Origin of the sequence: Mycobacterium sp. UM_WGJ, from assembly GCF_000455125.1 — a bacterium.
Taxonomy (GTDB): Bacteria; Actinomycetota; Actinomycetes; order Mycobacteriales; family Mycobacteriaceae; genus Mycobacterium.
Map to the genome: position 1 here is coordinate 94,935 of NZ_AUWR01000055.1, position 14,976 is coordinate 109,910.

At 68.7% G+C, this 14,976-nt stretch carries 16 protein-coding genes; 4 read left to right on the top strand and 12 right to left on the bottom strand.

Annotation, left to right across the window (positions count from 1 at the left end):
* The first annotated feature begins 55 nt into the window (after window positions 1-55).
* On the top strand, window positions 56-832 hold the full coding sequence (locus tag N416_RS0116660; protein ID WP_024443240.1) for an SDR family NAD(P)-dependent oxidoreductase: 777 nt from the start codon (window positions 56-58) through the stop codon (window positions 830-832).
* A 100-nt stretch (window positions 833-932) separates the two neighbouring features.
* Here N416_RS0116660 and N416_RS0116665 read toward each other — a convergent pair whose 3' ends face one another.
* The 8 genes from N416_RS0116665 to N416_RS0116700 form a co-directional block, all read right to left on the bottom strand.
* Window positions 933-1,316: a DUF4267 domain-containing protein gene (locus N416_RS0116665; RefSeq protein ID WP_024443241.1), complete on the bottom strand. Its 384-nt coding sequence runs from the start codon at window positions 1,314-1,316 to the stop codon at window positions 933-935.
* A gap of 36 nt (window positions 1,317-1,352) precedes the next feature.
* Complete coding sequence (locus N416_RS0116670) at window positions 1,353-2,072, bottom strand: CoA pyrophosphatase (protein WP_024443242.1); 720 nt, start codon at window positions 2,070-2,072, stop codon at window positions 1,353-1,355.
* Between the two features lie 47 nt (window positions 2,073-2,119).
* Window positions 2,120-2,491: an STAS/SEC14 domain-containing protein gene (locus N416_RS0116675; protein WP_024443243.1), complete on the bottom strand. Its 372-nt coding sequence runs from the start codon at window positions 2,489-2,491 to the stop codon at window positions 2,120-2,122.
* A gap of 150 nt (window positions 2,492-2,641) precedes the next feature.
* Window positions 2,642-3,613, bottom strand: a complete 972-nt coding sequence (locus tag N416_RS0116680) for a glycoside hydrolase family 6 protein (RefSeq protein WP_024443244.1) — start codon at window positions 3,611-3,613, stop codon at window positions 2,642-2,644.
* A gap of 63 nt (window positions 3,614-3,676) precedes the next feature.
* The gene (gene ftsY / locus N416_RS0116685) at window positions 3,677-4,939 is read right to left on the bottom strand and encodes a signal recognition particle-docking protein FtsY (protein ID WP_024443245.1); all 1,263 of its coding nucleotides are present in this window, start codon (window positions 4,937-4,939) and stop codon (window positions 3,677-3,679) included.
* 42 nt (window positions 4,940-4,981) lie between these two features.
* On the bottom strand, window positions 4,982-8,572 hold the full coding sequence (smc, locus tag N416_RS0116690) for a chromosome segregation protein SMC (RefSeq protein ID WP_024443246.1): 3,591 nt from the start codon (window positions 8,570-8,572) through the stop codon (window positions 4,982-4,984).
* Between the two features lie 19 nt (window positions 8,573-8,591).
* Window positions 8,592-8,873 carry an acylphosphatase gene (locus N416_RS0116695; RefSeq protein ID WP_024443247.1) on the bottom strand — a complete coding sequence of 94 codons (282 nt, stop codon included), beginning with the start codon at window positions 8,871-8,873 and terminating at the stop codon, window positions 8,592-8,594.
* On the bottom strand, window positions 8,860-9,276 hold the full coding sequence (locus N416_RS0116700; protein ID WP_024443248.1) for an OsmC family protein: 417 nt from the start codon (window positions 9,274-9,276) through the stop codon (window positions 8,860-8,862). Before N416_RS0116700 ends, N416_RS0116695 begins: the two co-directional genes overlap by 14 nt.
* Window positions 9,277-9,464: 188 nt before the next feature.
* Between N416_RS0116700 and N416_RS0116705 the strand changes: the two genes are divergently transcribed.
* Together N416_RS0116705 and N416_RS0116710 are read left to right on the top strand one after the other, a co-directional pair.
* Window positions 9,465-10,094 carry a DJ-1/PfpI family protein gene (locus N416_RS0116705; RefSeq protein WP_024443249.1) on the top strand — a complete coding sequence of 210 codons (630 nt, stop codon included), beginning with the start codon at window positions 9,465-9,467 and terminating at the stop codon, window positions 10,092-10,094.
* A 33-nt stretch (window positions 10,095-10,127) separates the two neighbouring features.
* Window positions 10,128-10,901 (top strand): PIG-L deacetylase family protein, encoded by a 774-nt coding sequence (locus N416_RS0116710; protein ID WP_024443250.1) that lies wholly within the window; start codon window positions 10,128-10,130, stop codon window positions 10,899-10,901.
* Between the two features lie 19 nt (window positions 10,902-10,920).
* Here the strand turns inward: N416_RS0116710 and mutM are convergent, their stop codons facing one another.
* From mutM to sepIVA, 4 genes are read right to left on the bottom strand one after another with little or no spacing between them, the layout of a single operon-like run.
* On the bottom strand, window positions 10,921-11,766 hold the full coding sequence (gene mutM, locus N416_RS0116715) for a bifunctional DNA-formamidopyrimidine glycosylase/DNA-(apurinic or apyrimidinic site) lyase (RefSeq protein ID WP_024443251.1): 846 nt from the start codon (window positions 11,764-11,766) through the stop codon (window positions 10,921-10,923).
* Window positions 11,767-11,768: 2 nt separating this feature from the next.
* Entirely contained in the window at window positions 11,769-12,482 is a 714-nt protein-coding gene (gene rnc, locus N416_RS0116720; protein ID WP_024443252.1) for a ribonuclease III, read from the bottom strand.
* Window positions 12,479-13,087, bottom strand: a complete 609-nt coding sequence (locus N416_RS0116725; RefSeq protein ID WP_024443253.1) for a DUF177 domain-containing protein — start codon at window positions 13,085-13,087, stop codon at window positions 12,479-12,481. Before N416_RS0116725 ends, rnc begins: the two co-directional genes overlap by 4 nt.
* A gap of 39 nt (window positions 13,088-13,126) precedes the next feature.
* Window positions 13,127-13,864, bottom strand: coding sequence for a cell division protein SepIVA (gene sepIVA / locus N416_RS0116730; RefSeq protein ID WP_024443254.1), 738 nt, complete (start codon window positions 13,862-13,864; stop codon window positions 13,127-13,129).
* A gap of 143 nt (window positions 13,865-14,007) precedes the next feature.
* Here sepIVA and purU point away from each other — a divergent pair, with 143 nt between their 5' ends.
* Window positions 14,008-14,949, top strand: a complete 942-nt coding sequence (purU, locus tag N416_RS0116735) for a formyltetrahydrofolate deformylase (RefSeq protein WP_024443255.1) — start codon at window positions 14,008-14,010, stop codon at window positions 14,947-14,949.
* Window positions 14,950-14,976: the final 27 nt, after the last annotated feature.

Consider the following 14,976-nt stretch of genomic DNA (forward strand, 5'->3'; position numbering starts at 1 on the left):
GCCTTTCGGCTTCCCGAATCGTAGCGCGGAACACCGTCCAAGTAGGGTGTCATTCGTGGATATTAATGGAGCAAGCGCGATCGTCACCGGTGGCGCATCAGGAATCGGCGCGGCCACTGCCCGCCAGTTGGCCGACAGGGGCGCACGGGTCGTCGTCGCCGACCTGCAGGCGGACAAGGGCGAGGCGCTGGCCCACGAGATCGGCGGCGTGTTCGTGTCCGTCGACGTGACCAGCACCGAGCAGATCATCGACGCGGTCAACACCGCGACCGACCTGGGTCCCCTGCGGGCGCTGGTGAACTCGGCCGGTATCGGCTGGGCTCAGCGCACCATCGGCAAGGACGGCGAGTTCGAGTCGGCGCACAACCTCGACGCCTACAAGAAGGTTCTCGCCATCAACCTGGTCGGCACCTTCGACTGCATCCGGATCGCGGCCACCGCGATGAGCCGCAACGAGTTCACCGACACCGGCGAGCGGGGCGCAATCGTCAACATGACCAGTGTTGCGGCTTTTGACGGCCAGATCGGCCAGGCCGCTTACTCGTCGTCGAAGGGCGGCGTCGTGGGCCTGACCCTGCCGGTCGCCCGGGACCTGTCAGCGGCGGGCATCCGTGTCAACACCGTGGCCCCCGGTCTCATCGACACCCCGATTTACGGCGAGGGCGAGGCCTCGGAGGCCTTCAAGGCCAAGCTCGGTGAGTCCGTACTGTTCCCGCACCGGCTCGGCAAGCCCGAGGAGTTGGCGTCGATGGTGGTGGAACTGCTCACCAACTCCTACATGAACGCCGAGGTCGTCCGCGTGGACGGCGGCATTCGGATGCCACCGAAGTAGTTTTCGTCCCCGAGGTTGAGATTGCGTCCAGGGTCGCGGATACCGCGGAATGTACAGCCCTGGGCGCAATCTCAGCACCAAAGCGGACGCCCGGCACCATCTAGGGGTGTGCCGTAGCGGGTCGGCGCGTGGCACCCCAGAGCCCGACGCCGATGCCGACGATCGCTCCACCGAGGCCGATGATCTGCTGGCCGCGCTTGAGGTCGGCGTGCACGCTCATCCCGCCCAGCAGGTCGGCCGCGTCAGCACCACCGGACGCCAGAAACCAGCCGCGGGTGTCCCGGCCACACGCCGCCGCGTACAGCAACAGCCCCCCGATCAGAGCATCGCGGTAGCCCATCGACCGAAGCAGTAGGCGCGCGGACGGCCCCGGATCATCCGGCTCTCCCCACAGCCGGTTCGCCCGCAGCGGATCGACCAGAAACGAGATACCCGACGCCAGCCGGATACTGCCCGCGACCACTGCCGCACGGTCTTTGATCATGCAGCGCAGCCTAGGGCCCGGCGCCTGCGCCGGAACCTATTTCCAGGCGAATACCGGTTGCTCCAACTCGTCGACCCGGTCGCCTCGGCCTTCCAGGCACAACCATCGCAGTTGTAACAGCACCGCCCCGGTCGGCGCGTGGATGAGGTCATTGCCCAGCGGGATCTGCACGACCGGACGGGGACTCTGGGGAATGCTGACGAATCGCGGCGAGTCATCGCGCTGCAGCTGATGTAGCCCTACGCGGTAGACCGCCACCACCTCGGCCGGCGCGGGACGGAGATCGAGCCGCCCCCCGCCCCAGATCACCACCGGGCTGATGACGTATCCCGAGCGGGTCGGATAGTCGTCGAGCAGACCCAGCACGGCGGAGTCGGGCAGCCTGATGCCGACCTCCTCGTCCAGCTCGCGCAGTGCCGCGTCGACCGCGGTTTCACCGGGATCCAGGCGGCCACCGGGCAGCGCCCACTGCGCGGCATGCGAGGTGAGTCGAGAGGCTCTGCGACACAAGAGGAATGCAGCACCCCCGGATACGTCGACCATGCGACCGTCAAGACCAGCCTCGGGCATGGGCCGACCGGCGATCCAGTCGTCCACCGGCGCGGGGTCGGCCCGGTCTTCGCCGACTTCGGAGTCCACGATCACCACCGCGACCGCCGCGTTCCGCTTCGACGGGTCGGTCACGGTCCGGCGGGCGTGCCCGCCCAGATGCGTCCGGATCCGTTCGCGCAGCGTCTCGTCATAGCTGATCGTCACCGCTTGACCATACGACCGGGGCGTTGCCGTCGACGGTCACCCGCCGCTCAGCCGGCGGCCCATTCCTTGGCACGTTCGACGTCATCGAGACCGAACACCTTGAGCTCGCCGGGGATCATCCACTCCAGCGCATGCAGGACGTGGGCAACCCACTCCTTGTCGGAGACGATCGCGATGCGTTTGAACGCCGAGTGATGCGGCAGTACGGCGCCGAGACCGAGCTTGATGTCCTCGAGCAGCCCGCCGGGCCCGAATCCCTCGTAGTCGGAGTCGATGACCTCCACGATCCTGACATCGCCGCCGTCGCGCAGCAGGTCGTGCAGCGAGGGCTTGATCTCACGCAGTTCGTCGCCGCGCAGGCGCCCCGAAACACGAATTCCGGTCACTCCCTGCGGCATGTCCGGCAGCAGCTCGATCATGGGAAGACTCCCCTCTAGCCGATGCCGCCACTGTAGTCCGGCCTCGACCGACTATTCGAAGTCGTTGCCGTGGGACTGCTGTTCGCGAAGCCGGGTCGAGAAGGCCATCGAAGTACTACTACTTCGCGACCGGACGCTAGTTCTGCCCGGTCAGCCCGCGTTGCGCGCCAGGTTGATGGCGTACTCGCTGACGAAATGTCCCGCGGCGGGTTCGCCGGAGCCGCAGCTGCCGTCGGACTCCCCGACCCGCTTGACCCACAGGTAGGCGTCGGCGTGCTGCCCGGCGGTGTTGGCGGTCGGCGGCGTGCCCAGCGCCCGTCCACTGGGGTTGCACCAGTAGAAGGGATCGCCTTCGGCCGGGCCGGCACCGTTACGGGAGGTGTCGATGACGTAGTGCGCGCCGCCGGTCATCCCCGAGATCTCTTCGCCGTAGCCGATTTCCTCTTCGGTGGTGAAGTAGTTCGTGGAGTTCAGGGCGAAACCGCGCGCACGCCCCACACCGGCCTGGTTGAGCCGGTTGGCCATCTCTCCGGCGCTCACCCATCGCGAGTGCCCGGCATCGACGTAGACGGCCGTGGCCGGGTTGCGGCCCAGCGTGTCGACGGCGTAGCTGATCAGGTCGAAGCGCTCCTGACGTGCATCACCGGAGAGGCAGTCGGCCATTGCGAGCGCGTCGGGCTCGAGGACGATCGCGGCCGGGTTGCCGCCGATCCCGTCGGCGACGCTGTCGATCCAGGCCCGGTAGGACGAGCCGGAGGAGAATCCGCCCGCGGCGTAGCTGCCGCAGTCACGGTGCGGGATGGCGTAGAGCACCAGCACCGGCATTGCACCGGCCGCGGCGGCCGCGCCGGTGTGCCGGGCCACCGTGGAGCCGACAGATCCCACCCCGAACGCCTGGTCCAGCCAGTACGCCTGAGGGGTGTTGGCCACCCGCGCCAGCTCGGCGCTGTCCGGCTGTGCGTTGGAGGCATGCATCGCCTTGGAGATGGGGTCGACATAGAAGGGCATGCCGCCCAGCGGGTTGTCACCGTCGGCCTGGGCGACGCCCGCGCCGGCCAGGGCCGCAACGGCAAGGAGGGGGGTGAGACAGCGCGCGACCGCGCCAAACGCTGAGGGGATCACAGGCAAAAATTACCTTATGGCCGAGCCGAGGTCACAAGACGGTCACGATCAAGGCCGGAGCGCTCAACCGAGCAGCGCGTCGACGAACGCGCCCGGCTCGAAGGGGGCCAGATCATCGGGCCCCTCCCCCAGCCCCACCAGCTTGACCGGTACCCCCAGCTCCTGCTGCACCCGGAACACGATCCCCCCTTTGGCGGTTCCATCCAGCTTGGTCAGCACCACCCCGGTGATATCGACGACGTCGGCGAACACCCGGGCCTGGGCCAGGCCGTTCTGCCCGATGGTGGCGTCCAGGACCAGCAGCACCTCGTCGACGGCGGCGCGGCGCTCCACCACCCGCTTGACCTTGCCGAGCTCATCCATCAGACCGGTCTTGGTGTGCAGCCGTCCCGCGGTGTCGATCACCACCACATCGACGCCGTCGGCGATGCCCTTGTCGACAGCGTCGAACGCCACCGAGGCCGGGTCCGCGCCTTCGGCGCCGCGCACCACCTCCGCTCCCACCCGCGCCGCCCAGGTCTGCAGCTGGTCGGCCGCTGCGGCGCGGAACGTGTCCGCCGCGCCCAGCACCACTCGGCGCCCGTCCGCCACCAGCACCCGTGCCAACTTGCCTACCGTGGTGGTCTTGCCGGTGCCGTTGACACCCACCACCAGCAGCACCGAGGGGTGGTCGTCGTGTGGCAGTGCCCGAATGGACCGCTCCAGTGCCGGCTGCAGCTCGCCGATCAGCACGTCGCGCAGGACCGCACGCGCCTGCGCTTCGGTGTGCACCTGGCCGCCGGCCAGCCGCTCGCGCAGCTGAGTCACCACCGACTCGGTGACCACCGGACCCAGATCAGCGACCAGCAGGGTGTCCTCGACGTCCTGCCAGGAGTCATCGTCGAGATCCCCGCCGCCGAGCAGCCCGAGCACACTGCGCCCCAACGCGTTCTGCGACTTGGCCAGCCGGCCACGCAGTCTGTCCATCCGGCCTGCGACGGGCTCGATGTCCGGCTCGACGGCCTCGGGCGCCGGCGCCGCCTGGGGTTCGGGAAGTACTTCGACCGGCGCGTCGGGCAGGTCGACGTCGGTGATGGTGCGCCGCGGAGCGTCACGAGGAACAGTCGCATCGTCGCCGATGATGGGGGCTGGCGGCTCCGCTGTGTCCGTGCGACTGAAGGTGATACCCGAGGAGGCGGTGTAGCCGCCGGAACGGTCCAGACTCTCGCGTTGCGGCGCGGACAGGCTGATACGCCGCCGGCGGTGGCGCACCAAGCCGAAGACCAGTGCGGCGATGACGACGAGCGCGGCAGCGACCGCTAGGGCGATCCAGAGACCTTCAGACACCGCGCCATTGTTTCAGGGTCTTGGCGGGCCGAGGCGGACAGGCTAGCCCGGGCTGGAAACGAGCTCTTCGCCCCGGATGCGTTGGGAGATCACCGCGGTGATCCCGTCACCTTGCATGGTCACCCCGTACAGCGCGTCGGCGACTTCCATCGTCGGCTTCTGGTGGGTGATCACGATGAGCTGGGAGCGGGCCCGCAGCATCTCGAACAGCGCCAGCAGCCGGCGCAGGTTGGTGTCGTCGAGCGCGGCCTCGACCTCGTCCATGATGTAGAACGGCGACGGGCGGGCCCGGAAGATCGCCACCAGCATGGCGATGGCCGTCAGGGACTTCTCCCCGCCGGACAGCAGCGACAGTCGCTTGACCTTCTTGCCGGGCGGACGGGCCTCGACGTCAACCCCGGTGGTCAGCATGTCGCTGGGGTCGGTCAGCAGCAGGCGGCCTTCGCCTCCGGGGAACAGCGCCGCGAACACCTCGGTGAACTCGCGCTCCACGTCGGCGTAGGCGTCGGTGAAGACCTGCAGGATGCGCGCGTCAACGTCGGAGACCACATCGAGGAGGTCTTTGCGGGCCGCCTTGACGTCCTCGAGCTGGGTGGACAAGAAGTTGTAGCGCTCCTCGAGCGCCGCGAACTCCTCAAGCGCCAGGGGGTTGACCCGGCCCAGTTCGGCCAGTTCGCGTTCGGCGCGTTTGGCCCGGCGCTCCTGGGTGGCGCGGTCGAAGGGCATCGGGGCGGGAGCCATCACCAGTTCGCCGCGGTCCCGGGCCTGCTCGTACTCGGCCATCTCCAGTTCGGTCGGTGGCAGCGCGACGTCCGGTCCATACTCGGCGATCAGATCTGCCGAACTCATGCCGAACTGCTCGAGCACGGTCTGCTCGAGTTGTTCGATGCGCAACGCGGCCTGCGCCTTGGCGACTTCGTCGCGGTGCAGTGCCTCGGTGAGTGCGGTCAGCCGGGTGCTCAGGGAGTTCACCTCGTCACGGACGGCGACCATCGCGGCGGCCCGCTGCTGACGTTCACTGGCCAGCCCGTCACGGATCCGCGCTGCCGCGATCACCACATGCTGCAGGCGCTGGGCCAGTGCACTGCCGGCATCGGCCACCGCTGCGGCCGTCGTCGCCGCGCGTGCGCGCGCGGCGCGGGCCTGCTCGGCGCGGACCCGCGCCTCGCGTTCAGCCGCAGCCGCCCGACGCAGCGAATCCGCCTTGCCGCGTACCGCATTGGCGCGTTCCTCGGCGGTACGCACCGCCAGCCTGGCCTCCACCTCGACGCTGCGCGCCGCCTCCGCTGCGGCCGCGATCTGCTGGCGATCCACCGGCTCGACGGCGGCCGTCGGCTGATCTTCTTCGGCGTTACGCAGCCGGGTTTCCAGCTCGCTCAGCTCGGTGACGGTCTGCGCCCGGCCGGCCTCGAGCTCGTCACGCTCACGCAGCCGCCGGCGCCACTCGGTCTCGGCGGCGCGCGCCTCTTGCCCCAGCCGGCCCAGCTGCTCGTGGGTGGCAGCGATAGCGGCGTCGGACTCGTTGAGGGCGGCCAGTGCCTGCTCGGCGGCGTCCCGGCGCGCGGACTGCTCGGCCAGCGCTCCGGCGAGAGCCGCGCCGAGTTCGCCAACCTGTGTCTCGGCGGCGGCCAGTTCAGCGCGGGCCTTGTCGATCTCGCTGTTGATCTCCAGGGTGGACGGCTTGCGATCCGATCCACCGCTGACCCAGCCCGCACCGACCAGATCACCGTCTAGCGTCACCGCGCGCACCCTGGGGCGTGCGGCCACCAGCTCCAGCGCCTTGGGCAGGTCGTCGACCACCACCACCGCCGACAGCATGGCCGTCAGCGCACCGCGCAACTTCTCGGGGGCCTCGATCAGCTCCACTGCCCACAGCGCTCCGTCCGGCAGTTCTGCGCGCTGTCCGGTGGCCGGCAGTGGCCAGTCCCCCAGCACGATCGCCGCCCGCCCGCCGTCAGCGGTCTTGAGCGCGTGCAGCGCCGAGCGGGCCGCGCCGGCGTCCTCCGCGGCCAGCGCATCGGCGGCAGATCCGAGCACCGCAGCCAGTGCCGCCTCGTACCCGGCGCGGACCTTGACCAGCTTCGCGATCGACCCGAACAGCCCGGGGCCAGTGTGGTTCGCCGTGAGCCAGGCGGCGCCGTCCCGGCGTTCCAGCCCCATCGACAACGCCTCGATACGAGCGTGCAGCGAAGCGACCTGGCGCTCGGCGGCGCGTTCGGCGGCCTGCAGTTCGGTGACGCGCTCATCTGCCAGCTGCAAGGTGGCCACGGTCCGCTCGTGGTGCTCGTCCAAACCGACTTCGCCCTGATCGAGCTCGGAGACCCGGCCCTGAACCGTCTCGAACTCCGCCTGGGCGGCCTGAGCCCGCCCGGCGGCCTCCTCGATACGCGTCGACAGTTGCCCGACGTGAGTGTCGATCGACTCGACGCGAGCCCGAATCGTCTCCACCTGACCGGTCAACCGGGCCAGGCCCTCACGCCGGTCGGCTTCGGCACGAACGGCAGCCAGATGCGCCTTCTCCGCCTCGGTGCTGCGGCGCTCCCGTTCGGCCAACTCGGCGCGGGCCGCCTCCAGCCGGATGCCGGCCTCGGCCAGTTCGGCCAGCAGCTGCTGCTCGGCCGCGGCCACCTGCTCGGCCTCGGCCTCCAGCGCGTCGGGGTCGACGCCGGCGGTGGTGATCGGCTCGTCGTCGAGATGGTGTGCGCGTTCGGTGGCGATACGCACGGTGGCGCTGACCCGCTCGGCCAGCGCGGACAGCGAGAACCAGGTCTGCTGGGCACCCTCGGCGCGCTGGGTCAAGCTGGCGACCGCGGACTCGTGGGCGGTCAGTTCGTCGGCAGCCACCGCCAGACGCTCGGTGATCTGGTCGTGCTCGCGGCGCAGCGTGGCCTCGGCGTCGGTGGTTCCGGCGAACTCGGCCTGCCGCGACACCAGGTCGTCTGCGGTCAGCCGCAGCTTGGCGTCGCGCAGGTCGGCTTGGATGGTGGCCGCACGCCGGGCGACCTCGGCTTGGCGGCCCAGTGGTTTGAGCTGGCGGCGCAACTCGGTGGTCAGGTCGGTCAGGCGGGCGAGGTTGGCCGCCATCGCGTCCAGTTTGCGGACCGCCTTTTCTTTGCGCTTGCGGTGCTTGAGCACCCCGGCGGCCTCTTCGATGAAGGCCCGGCGGTCCTCGGGGCGAGACTCCAGGATCTGCGCCAGCCGGCCCTGACCCACGATGACGTGCATCTCACGGCCGATGCCGGAGTCGCTGAGCAGTTCCTGGACGTCCATCAGCCGGCAGCTGGCACCGTTGATCTCGTACTCGCTGGCGCCGTCGCGGAACATCCGCCGGGTGATCGAGACCTCGGCGTACTCGATCGGTAGCGCGTTGTCGGAGTTGTCGATGGTGACGGTGACCTCGGCGCGACCGAGCGGGGCGCGCGAGGAGGTACCGGCGAAGATGACGTCTTCCATCTTGCCGCCGCGCAGGGTCTTGGCGCTGTGTTCCCCCATCACCCAGGCCAGCGCGTCGACCACGTTGGACTTGCCCGAACCGTTGGGTCCGACCACCGCGGTGATGCCCGGTTCGAAGCGCAGAGTCGTCGGCGCGGCGAAGGACTTGAAGCCCTTCAGCGTCAGACTCTTGAGGTGCACGGGGTGTGAGACTACCGGTCTAGCGTTCGGCGAATCCGTCGATCGGGTCCCCGACGTCCGTCCAGTCGACGACGACCGTGTCCACCCGGCCCGGCGTGGTGCCACCCTGCAGCAGCTCCAGCAGGCGCTGGCAGTCCGCGCGGGGGCCCTGAGCGACGACGTGTACGCGGCCGCCGGGCCGGTTGGCGGCGTAGCCCGTCAGGCCCAGCTCCAGTGCCCGCGAACGCGTCCACCACCGAAAGCCGACGCCCTGGACGTGGCCGTGCACCCAGGCGGACAGGCGGACGTCAGGACCGGTCACCGGAGTCGATCGCAAGGCGCACCTCAGTACCGGATCTCAGTGTGCGGCCCACCGTGCAGACCTGATCGATCGCCCGGTACACGACGGTCAGCAGCCGATCCCGCTCCGCATCGTCCAGACCCGAGAGGTCCAGCTTCAGGACTTCTTCCAGCAGCGGATAGCGCTCCTGCTCCCGATCGGCGGGGCCGGAGACTTCGATGGTGGCCTGGTAGTCGTCGCCGAGCCGGCGGGCCAGCGGGGCGTCACTGGACATTCCGCTGCATGCCGCCAACGCGATCTTGAGCAACTCCCCGGGGGTGAAGACGCCGGCGACGTCCTCACTGCCGATCAGCACCTGCGCGCCCCGCGAACTGCGTCCGGTATAGCGGCGGGTCCCGGTGCGCTCCACCCATAAATCCGTCATGGGGACATCTTTGCAGCCGTGACGGCGCCGAACCTGCGCTAGGCCGACGGCGGTGACCCGCTAAGTTTCTCATTCCGCATCTGCAAGAAGCGCTGCGTATCCCGTCGAAACGAATTCTTTTGCGCCGCTTCACGTTATTGTCGGGCTTTCCCCGCAACACCATTCGCCGAACAGCCGAGGGGACATCCGTGCAGGTAGCGATCCCGCTCTTCCCGCGATTCACCGCTCTGGACGCCATCGGGCCATACGAGGTGCTGCAACGGCTCCCGGACGTCGAGGTGATTTTCGTCGGGCACCGCCGCGGCGAGGTCCGCAGCGATAACGGGATGCTCGGAATCGTCTGCGATGCCCGATTCGACGAGCTGACCGCACCGGAGGTCGTGGTCGTCCCCGGCGGTGTCGGGACGCGGGTCTTGCTCGACGACACGGAGTTGCTCTACTGGGTGCGCACGACGCACACCCACACCAGGTTCACCGCCTCGGTGTGCACCGGCTCCCTGCTGCTGGCCGCCGCCGGGCTGTTGGACGGGCTGACCGCGACCACCCATTGGAGCGCCGTCGAACTGCTGGAACACCTGGGCGCCCGCTACGTGGAGCAACGGGTGGTCGAGCATCTGCCGCAGCGGCTGGTCACTTCGGCAGGGGTCTCCAGCGGCATCGACATGGCGCTGCGGCTGGCCGAGTTGCTGGCCGACGCCGAAACGGCCTGCGCCATTCAGCTCCTGATCGAGTACGACCCCCAACCGCCGTTCGACTGCGGTTCACTGATCAAGGCCGGCGAGGACGTTCGACGGCGCGTCGCGCAGCTGCGGCGCTGACCCAGCGGGCCACCGCGGGCATACTCGATATTTATGGCGACAGTGGTCGCATTCCACGCCCATCCCGACGACGAGGCGATTCTGACCGGGGGAACTCTGGCGCGGGCGGCGGCCGGGGGGCATCGCGTCGTGGTGGTGGTGGCGACCGATGGCCGCGTCAATGACGGCGACGACGATCGGCTGGCCGAATTGCACGCGAGCGCAACGACCCTCGGCGCACACCGAGTCGAATGTCTGGGCTACGCCGACAGTGGGTTCGGCGCGGAGTTCTATCCCGATCCGCCGGGGCGAGTCAGGTTCGCCCGCGCCGACATCGAGGAGGCGGCGCAGCGACTGGCGGCCATCCTGCGTGACGAAGACGCTGATCTGCTCCTGAGCTATCAGTCCAATGGCGGCTACGGCCACCGTGATCACGTGCGCGTCCATCATGTCGGTAAGCGGGCTGCGCAGATCGCCGCGACGCCGCGTGTGCTCGAGGCGACGATGCCCCGCGAGATGCTGACCCGGGTCGAGCATGGCGCTCGCCTACTGCATCTGCCGGCGCCTTACGGACGTGAGGTGGTACGCACCGCCTACGCACCGGCATCCAGCATCACGCACCGCATCAATGTGTTTCGGTTCGCCCGGCAGAAGCGGGATGCCTTCGCCGCGCATCGCTCTCAGATCGGCGCGAGCGCGGCCGCGGCACGTCTGTTCGCGGTGCTGATGCGCCTTCCCCCGCAAGTGGCCGGCGTCGCATTCGGTCGCGAGTGGTTCGTCGATCCGAATCTGCCTCCGGGCCGGGTCTATCGTGACATCTTCGAGTGACCCCGATCGACTTCCCGTGTCAGCGTTGGCAGTTCGGGCAGAAGTACGACGATCGATTCATGAACTTCGCCCGGCGAATCGGAGTCCCGCAACGCCGGCACGGCTCGTCTTCACGGCCGTAGGCGTCCAGTGACCGGCTGAAGTAGCCGGATTCACCGTTGACGTTGACGTACAGCGAGTCGAACGAGGTGCCGCCGGCGGCGAGCGCGTCGTTCATCACCTCTGCCGCGGCAGCCAGCAGTGCCCGCAGCCGCGGCCGGGACAGTCGGTCGGCCGTTCGGGTGCCGCGAATCCCAGCTCGCCACAGTGCTTCGTCGGCGTAGATGTTGCCGATTCCCGACACCACGGTCTGGTCGAGAAGTTGGCGTTTGATCTCGGAGTGCTTGCGCCGCAGCACTTCAACCACCGATTCGGCATCAAAGCGCGGGTCCAGCGGGTCGCGGGCGAGGTGGGCGACCGGTACCGGCAACACACTGCCGTCCACCGCGACCAGATCGGTGAGCTGCCACCCGCCGAAGGTGCGCTGGTCGACGAAGCTGACTTTCGTCCCGTCGTCGAGCACGGCGGCGATCCGCAGGTGCCTGGTGTCGGGCAGCTCCCCCAGCAGCATCTGACCGCTCATACCCAGGTGCACCACCAGGGCCTCGTCGGCCGCCGCACCGCTCAGCAGCAGCCACAGGTATTTGCCCCGCCGGTCGGTGCCGGTGATCCGGGCGCCCAGCAGCCGGCCGGTCAGATCGGCGGGACCGGCCTCGTGGCGGCGCACCGCCCGTGGATGGTGCACCCGCACCCCGGTGATCGTGCGCCCGACCAGGTGCGCGTTCAGGCCACGCCGAACCACCTCGACCTCGGGAAGTTCGGGCATTCTCAGGCCTGCTGTGGGTCGTTGACCGCACCATCCAAGGCCTGCCAGGCCGCGGCCGCGGCCTTCTGCTCGGCTTCCTTCTTGGTGCGCCCGACGCCGGTGCCGTACGCGGTGTCCGATATGACAGCGGCCGCGGTGAACTCGCGGTCGTGATCGGGTCCGGTGGAGGTGACCTGATAGGACGGTACGCCCAGGCCGCGCGCGGCGGTCAGTTCCTGCAGGCTGGTCTTCCAATCCAGACCGGCACCCAGGGTGGCCGCGGTATCGAGCAGCGGACCGAACAGGCGCAGGATCACCTCGCGGGCGGTGTCGATTCCGTGCTGGAGGTACACCGCCCCCAGCAAAGACTCCATGCCGTCGGCCAGGATGCTGGATTTGTCGGCGCCGCCTGTGTTCTCCTCGCCCCGGCCGAGCAGCAGATGAGCCCCTAGCCCGTCCTCGGTCAGGCGGCGCGCCACATCGGCCAGAGCAGAGGTGTTGACCACGCTGGAGCGCAGCTTGGCCAGATCTCCTTCGGGCCGGTCGGGATGGCGGTGGAACAGCTCGTCGGTGATGATCAGTCCGAGCACCGCATCGCCCAGGAACTCCAAGCGCTCATTGGTGGGCAGGCCACCGTGCTCGTAGGCGTAACTGCGGTGCGTGACGGCCAGCGTGAGCAGGTCGTCGGCGAGGTCGACGCCGAGTGCATCCAGCACCGCTTGCCGGGGACGGCTCACCGCTCACCGTCATCGCTCGGCCCGCCGCCGTCCTGCGGTTCCAGCATTCCGGCCAGTTTCGCCCAGCGCGGATCGATCTTGTCGTGGTGATGGCCGGGCTCGGCGCTGGACAGCACCACCCCGCAGTCGGGGCACAGTCCCGGACAGTCCGGGACGCAGAGCGGGGACAGCGGCAGAGCCAGGCCGACCGCGTCGACGATGGCCTGTTCGAGGTCCACCGCGTCATCGACGACCCGGCCCATTTCGTCGTCGTCGGTGGTGGCGTCGGTGGTGCTGTCGGGGTAGGCGTACAACTCAGTCAACTCGACCTCGACATCGCCGGTCAGCGGCTGCAGGCACCGCGCGCACTCGCCCGTGGTGCGCGCTGAGACCACGCCACTGACCAGAACCCCCTCCGAGACCGACTCCACCCGCAGATCCAGATCGACTGCGCCATCCGCAGGAATCGCCACCAGATCCAGCCCGATGCGGGTGGGGCTGATCCGCTGCTCCTGCAGCGGCATCAATGCACCGGGGCGCCGTCCCAACCGGGAGACATCGACCACGAACGGCGCAGGCAGCTGCCGCCGTGCTGCCTTCATACCTGCGCCAGGGTGCCTCGCCATGCCGCGATTCTACGCAGCGCGTTACTTGGCGTTCTCGGGTCAGCGAGTCGCGTAGTCGTGAGTGCCCGCGGCGGTACGCAGTTGGTGACGACCACGGTTGATCGAACGCAGCGTGCCGTTGAGGAAGTCCTCGAATTCGGCCAGCTTGGCGTCGACGTAGATGTCGCATTCGCCGCGCATCCGGTCGGCCTCGGCGTGCGCCGAATCGATCAGCCGGGTGGATTCGGCACGGGCCGAGGTCACCACCTCGTTCTGCGAAACCAGCCGCTGCTGTTCCTTGATGCCTTCCTGCACGGCCTTCTCGTAGGCGGCGTTGCCGTTCTCGACCAGCCGATCGCATTCCGCCTGGGCGCGGCTGGTGGCGGTCTCGAACTCGCGCTTGGCGGTTGCGCTGAGCCGGGCCGCTTCCTCGCGGGCTTCGCCGAGCATCCGCTCGCTGTGTCCGCGGGCCTCGGCCACCATCCGGTCAGCCTGCCCCTTGGCGTCGGCCAGCAACCGGTCGGCTTCCGCGCGCGCATGGCTGACCAGCGAGTCGGCTTCGGCCGTAGCCGAGCTGACCATCGATTCCGCGTGCTCCTTGGCCTCGTTGAGGACCGAGTCGCGGGCGTCAAGGACGTCTTGAGCGTCGTCCAGTTCTCCGGGGATGGCGTCGCGGATGTCGTCGATCAGTTCCAGGACGTCACCGCGGGGTACCACGCAGCCTGCCGTCATCGGCACGCCACGGGCCTCTTCGACGATGGAGCCCAGTTCATCAAGGGCTTCGAACACTCGGTACACGGCAGCACCCTCCAGGCATAGTTGTTGTTACTAGTGTGCCCTGTGTTACGCGTGTGACTGTGTTAGTCGCCCGGTGTGTCGGATTCTCGTCCACTCCCCCGGTAGCCTGACCCGTTGAAGTCGGAGATCGACGAAGGGCGGCCATGACGAACGGTTCTGGGGGCCACGGGGGCACCGCGACGCCAGGGCAGGCTCAACAGCGCTATCCGCAACAGTCCGGCGCCCAGGCGACCACCGATATCGGCCGACTGCTGCTGAACTGCCGAGACAGCCACGGGATCATCGCCGCGGTCAGCGCCTTCCTGGCCGACGCCGGCGCGAACATCATCTCGCTCGATCAGCACTCGACCGCTCCCGAAGACGGGACCTTTGTGCAGCGGGCGATCTTTCACCTGCCCGGCCTGCCGGCGGCCCTGGACGGGCTCCAGGAGCGGTTCGGCGCCACGGTGGCCCAACGGTTCTCGATGGACTACCGGTTCACCGAGGCCGCCAAGCCCAAGCGGGTGGCGATCATGGCATCCAAGACCGACCATTGCCTGCTGGATCTGTTGTGGCGCAACCGCCGCGGCGAGCTGGAGATGAACGTGGCGATGGTGATCTCCAACCACCCGGAGCTCGCAGAGCAGGTACGCCCGTTCGGGGTGCCGTTCTTCCATGTCCCCGCGACCCGCGACATCCGTGCCGAGGCCGAACAGCGTCAGCTGCAGTTGCTCTGCGGCAACGTGGACCTGGTGGTGCTGGCCCGCTACATGCAGATCATCACCGGCGACTTCATTGAGGCGGTGGGCTGTCCGCTGATCAACATCCACCATTCGTTCCTGCCGGCGTTCATCGGCGCGGCGCCCTATCAGCGAGCTCGGGAGCGCGGCGTGAAACTGATCGGCGCCACCGCGCACTACGTCACCGAGGTGCTCGACGAGGGTCCGATCATCGAACAGGACGTCGTGCGGGTGGACCACACCCACAGCGTCACCGATCTGGTGCGGTTGGGTGCCGACGTGGAGCGGGCGGTGTTGTCGCGTGCGGTGCAATGGCACTGCCAGGACCGGGTGATCCGGGTGGGCAACGAGACGGTGGTGCTCTGAGATTTCGCAGTTGACATCTGTCAAGTA